The following is a 4695-nucleotide window of genomic DNA, read 5'->3' on the forward strand; positions in this document are numbered from 1 at the left end:
CGATTGCGACCAAGGTCACGACGCCGCCGGCGATCGACATCAGAATCAGGAATTTGAGCGTCGATACGGGCGAGAACCACAGCGCCAGCGCTGCCGCCAGCTTGACGTCGCCGCCGCCCATCAGGCCGGCATAAAATGCCCCGGCGAGCAACACGAAGACGCCGGCGCCGACCGCGATCTGGATCGCCACGTCGGGCCACAAGGGCAAAGCAATCGACAGCCAATATATCGGCGCGAGCAGGGCCACGGTGAGGTTGAGCGCGTTGGAAATGGTGAATGTGCGCACGTCGATAACCGCCGCGACCACCAGCAGAATCGCCAGAAGCCCAAGCAGTAATTCGGTAATTCCGGCGTTGTTCATGGGTCAGACCACTAGACGGCGCGGCTTTCCAAAACGTAACCACGCGCAAACATGGTGCCGCCAGACTCCTCGAACCTATGCGATGTGCTGATCGTCGGCGGCGGAATCGCCGGCGCCAGCCTCGGCGCGCGGCTGGCTGGCCAAATGAGCGTCGTCGTCATTGAAGCGGAGGATTTGTGCGGCCGCCATTCGACCGGGCGCTCGGCCGCATTTTGGGAAGCGAGCCTCGGCGCCGGACCCGCACGCCGCTTGAGTTTTGCGTCGAGACCGATGTTCGATGCCGGTTGGCCGGGATCGGAGACGCCGTTGCTGCGCCGCCGCGGCACGGTCCATTTGACCGGCGCGCATGGCGACCGGATTGAGGGCGCCGAGGAGCTGACCGGCGAGCATGCGCTGGTCCATCTCGACCGCGCCGAGCTTGACCGCATGATTCCCGGGCTTCGGGAGCAATGGACCGGCGCCTGGTACGAACAAAGCTGCGCCGACATCGAGGTCGCCGCTTTCCATGCCGCGTGCCTGGCGGCGATTCGCCGGGCCGGCGGGATTGTCCAGACAGACGCCGGCCTGCGCTCGGCCAGGCGATCGGGCGACGGATGGGAGGTCGACACCGCCGCCAGGCCGATTCGCGCGGCCATCCTGGTCAATGCCGCCGGCGCCTGGGCCGACGACATCGCCGCCCGCTGTGGAGTCGGTGGCATTGCCCTGCAACCGATGCGTCGGACCGTGGTCCAGCTGCGAGTCGGCCGCGCTGGCCGCGACAGTTTACGCGACTTGCCGCTGGTCACCGACCTCCACACCAGTTTCTATTTCAAGGGCGAAGGCGACAATAGCGTGTGGGTCAGCCCGCTCGACGAGACGCCGGTCGATCCGTGCGACGCCGCGCCCGAGGAGATCGACGTCGCCAACGCGATCGACCGGTTCGAGCGCGCGGTCGATTGGCCGGTCGAGGCGGTTGAGCGAAAATGGGCCGGCCTGCGCAGCTTCGCGCCAGATCGGATGATGAAGTTCGGCTTCGACCCCGCCGAGCCCCGCTTCTTCTGGTGCGCAGGCCAAGGCGGCATGGGCATCCAGACCGCCCCTGCCGCGTCACTGCTATGCGCCAGCCTGGTTCGCGGCGAGGCGCTGCCAGCGGAGCTGGCCGGGATCGACCCCGCCGACTTCCAGCCGCGGGCATCCGTTCAAGTGCGCTGATATTGAGCGTGTTGAAATGCAAAGCGCGATGTCCGCTTTGGGTGGAAAGCGGAGATTAGCCGCATAGCGGCCAGCGCTTCGGTGCTGGTAGAGGTTAGTTGCAGCAGGGTGGCGCAGGGCACTTCATCGCGAAAGCTTCCCGTCCGGAGTGCAGTGCCTTCGGGAGACAAGTCGATACGCAGCGCCCGGTCCTAAAGTCCGCTAATGTCCGCTGGGACGACTCGAGGAACGAGCGATGTCAAAGCTGGTCACTTCAATGATCGCGATTGCCCTGCTGGCGCTGCCAGCCATTGCCGCGGCAAAGGAAAGTTTGGAACCACGGGTGCAATCCCTCCTGGTGTGCGAGTCCATTCGCTCCAACGAGGCACGCCTGCGGTGCTACGATCAATCGATTATCCCTTTGAAGCAGGCCCTGTCTCGCGGGCGAATGGTGCTAAAGGAAAACAAGGGACCCGGGATACTCGAGGGCGTGGTCAGGGCGTCCGGAAAATCGGGTGAGAAACTCTTCTGGGTCGTGTTGGAAAACGGCGACCGCTGGGCGATCACCACCCAGCCGGACCGTGACGCTGCGCCGCCGGTTGGCTCAACACTCAAGCTTAACAGGACACCTTTCGGCAACTACTGGATCTCGGGACCTGGATGGCGGCAAAGCGAGGCAAGGTTCCTGGGTCACGAGTCCTGATCGCTCGGCCTGGCCCGCGGCGGCCACATTGCTGGGGCAATGTCCGCAATGGGTCGAAAGCAGACACTAACCAGTCAGCCAACTCATTCTATTTCGCACATTTGTCACGCATCCAAAAGAAACAGTCTTTTGGCGGCAAAGGCTAAAGGCGTCATAGTGCAAATGGGGCCGCCGCGCGCCCGTTTCAGCTCCTAATATGGGCGGCGAAAGTTGGGGTTGGGCCGCACGAAAACGCTGGTCACCGCGCCGCGATAATCGGCGGTGCAGCTGAAAGTGAGGTCACCGGTCCCGGCCGCGTAGGCCTGGTTGTAGCTCTGGTCGGGATAGCCACCGTTGCGGTAGCCCCGATAGCGGCCGCTATCGAGCACGCCCGACACGAGTAGGCCATACATGCGGCGCTCAACATTGGTAATCCCGGTGACGCGGGCGCCGCTGCGGTACTGCTGCCCGTATTGCTGTCCGTGCTGATAGCGTTGGTCGTAGGGCCGCTGGTAACCCTGGTTGTAGGGGGGTCTGTATTGAGCTGAGGCTTGAGCCATCGCGGCGGTCGCGCACTGGCGGACTGCGGCACGGTCCCTGACGCTGTAGCGATTTCCCAGCAGCTGATCGATCATGCCCTGGATGGGATTGGTGCCGTAGCCCTGCTGCGGATAACCGGGTTGCGCGTAGCCGGTTTGGGGATATCCCTGCGGCGGATAGGTTTGCGGGTATGTCTGCTGATAGGGATACGTCTGGGCCAGCGCTGGGGTAGCGATGCCGCTGACCGCCACGGCCGCCGCAAAATATTTTGCGAGATGGGTCATAGGATTTCTTTTCTCCCACCGACAAACGCTGGGGTGCTCGGGCGTAAAACGCGCGGTGACAGCAGAAGATGCATGAACACCAGACAATGAGTGCCGTTCTTTCGCGACCTTGGAATGTCCGCTCTGGGTCGAAGGCAGACATTAGCGCTGAGCGTCCGCCGCGGCGCAGGCGAGTTCGTCTACCCGGTCGTTTTCGGGGTTGGCGCTGTGGCCCTTGACCCAATGCCATTCGATACGGTGGCGGGAGACCGCGTCCAGGAGCTGCTGCCAAAGGTCGGCATTCTTGACCGGCTTGCGGTCGGCGGTGCGCCAGCCGTTGCGCTGCCAGCCGTGGATCCAGCGGGTGATGCCGTCGCGGACGTAGACGCTGTCGGTGATCAGGCTCACCCGGCATGGCCTGGTGAGCGCGTTCAAGGCCTCGATGGCGGCCACCAGCTCCATCCGGTTGTTGGTGGTCAGCGGCTCGCCGCCCGACAGCTCGCGCTCGCGCGCGCGGGTTCCTTCTGATGGGGCCGTGCGAATCAACGCCGCCCATCCCCCGGGGCCGGGGTTGCCGCGGCACGCCCCGTCGGTGAAGATCTCGACCTTAGGCAGGTCGCCCGGCGTAGTCAGGCGACCAGCTCCCGCGGCAGCTTGAAGCTCATCCCTTCGGCCGCATGCTCGGCCTGGTCCTCGATCACCTCGAACCGCGTCCGCAGCGCGTCGATCACTTCGCGGACCAAGAGCTCCGGCGCCGACGCGCCGGCGGTGACGCCGAGCGTGCTTGGGCGCCCAAGCCAGTCCCAGTCGATGTCGGTCGCCCGTTCGATCAGCCGCGACGGCACGTTCAGGCGCTCGGCGACTTCGGCCAGGCGCAGCGAATTGCTGCTGTTGGGAGCGCCGATCACCAGCATCTTCTCGCACAAGGGGGCGATCGCCTTGACCGCCGCCTGGCGATTCGAGGTCGCGTAGCAAATGTCCTCGCTGCGCGGGGCCTGGATGGCGGGGAAGCGTGCCTTCAAGGCGTCAACGATCGCCGCGGTGTCATCGACCGACAGCGTCGTCTGGGTGAGGAAGGCGAGGGTCGCCGGGTCCTCCACGGCCACGGTCGCGACGTCGGCTTCGGTCTCGATGAGAGTGATCGAGCCTTGCGGAACCTGGCCGAAGGTGCCGATCACCTCCGGATGCCCGGCGTGGCCGATGAACAGGATGTGGCGCCCGTCGGCGATCAGCCGCTCGGCCTGGCGGTGGACCTTGGACACCAACGGGCAGGTGGCGTCGACATAGTGGAGTCCGCGCTCGCTGGCCGCCGCCGGGACCGATTTGGGCACGCCGTGGGCGGAAAACACCACCGGGCGGTCGCCGGGAACCTCATCGAGTTCGTCGACGAACACCGCGCCGATATCGCGCAGCCGATCGACGACGAAGCGGTTGTGGACGATCTCGTGACGGACATAGACCGGCGCGCCGAAGCGCTCGAGCGCCAGCTCGACGATCTGGATTGCGCGATCGACGCCCGCGCAAAAACCTCTCGGCGCGGCGATCAGCACATGCAAGGGGGGGCGTTCAGCCATTGGTCAGCGCATGTAAGCGATCGCTTGCAGCGTTGAAAGGCGCTTCCTATGAACGGCGCCAACTGCCATTCGCCCGTTTTTCGAAGGAATCCCACCCCTGTGAAG

6 protein-coding genes are annotated in these 4695 nt (G+C 64.9%); 2 read left to right on the top strand and 4 right to left on the bottom strand.

Features of this window, described 5'->3' with window-relative positions; translation table 11 throughout:
- The coding region (locus tag RMO25_RS11950) for a prepilin peptidase (protein ID WP_309662825.1) at positions 1 to 361 on the bottom strand (361 nt) is incomplete at its 3' end.
- Between the two features lie 51 nt (positions 362 to 412).
- Here RMO25_RS11950 and RMO25_RS11955 point away from each other — a divergent pair.
- Both RMO25_RS11955 and RMO25_RS11960 read left to right on the top strand, forming a co-directional pair.
- On the top strand, positions 413 to 1552 hold the full coding sequence (locus tag RMO25_RS11955) for an FAD-binding oxidoreductase (RefSeq protein WP_309662826.1): 1140 nt from the start codon (positions 413 to 415) through the stop codon (positions 1550 to 1552).
- A 235-nt stretch (positions 1553 to 1787) separates the two neighbouring features.
- Positions 1788 to 2234, top strand: a complete 447-nt coding sequence (locus tag RMO25_RS11960) for a hypothetical protein (RefSeq protein WP_309662827.1) — start codon at positions 1788 to 1790, stop codon at positions 2232 to 2234.
- 191 nt (positions 2235 to 2425) lie between these two features.
- Here the strand turns inward: RMO25_RS11960 and RMO25_RS11965 are convergent, their stop codons facing one another.
- From RMO25_RS11965 to ispH, 3 genes are all read right to left on the bottom strand, one after another.
- Complete coding sequence (locus RMO25_RS11965) at positions 2426 to 3037, bottom strand: hypothetical protein (RefSeq protein WP_309662828.1); 612 nt, start codon at positions 3035 to 3037, stop codon at positions 2426 to 2428.
- 141 nt (positions 3038 to 3178) lie between these two features.
- Positions 3179 to 3649, bottom strand: a complete 471-nt coding sequence (gene rnhA, locus RMO25_RS11970; RefSeq protein ID WP_405051884.1) for a ribonuclease HI — start codon at positions 3647 to 3649, stop codon at positions 3179 to 3181.
- The gene (gene ispH / locus RMO25_RS11975) at positions 3646 to 4590 is read right to left on the bottom strand and encodes a 4-hydroxy-3-methylbut-2-enyl diphosphate reductase (protein ID WP_309662829.1); all 945 of its coding nucleotides are present in this window, start codon (positions 4588 to 4590) and stop codon (positions 3646 to 3648) included. Before ispH ends, rnhA begins: the two co-directional genes overlap by 4 nt.
- Positions 4591 to 4695 lie beyond the last annotated feature (105 nt).

It is taken from the genome of Sphingomonas sp., from assembly GCF_031361285.1.
GTDB lineage: Bacteria > Pseudomonadota > Alphaproteobacteria > Sphingomonadales > Sphingomonadaceae > Sphingomicrobium.

Coding starts and splice junctions, on each gene's coding strand:
- RMO25_RS11965 (WP_309662828.1), bottom strand. CDS start 3,037: ATGACCCATCTCGCAAAATATTTTGCGGCGGCCGTGGCGGTCAGCGGC.
- ispH (WP_309662829.1), bottom strand. CDS start 4,590: ATGGCTGAACGCCCCCCCTTGCATGTGCTGATCGCCGCGCCGAGAGGT.
- RMO25_RS11960 (WP_309662827.1), top strand. CDS start 1,788: ATGTCAAAGCTGGTCACTTCAATGATCGCGATTGCCCTGCTGGCGCTG.
- RMO25_RS11955 (WP_309662826.1), top strand. CDS start 413: ATGGTGCCGCCAGACTCCTCGAACCTATGCGATGTGCTGATCGTCGGC.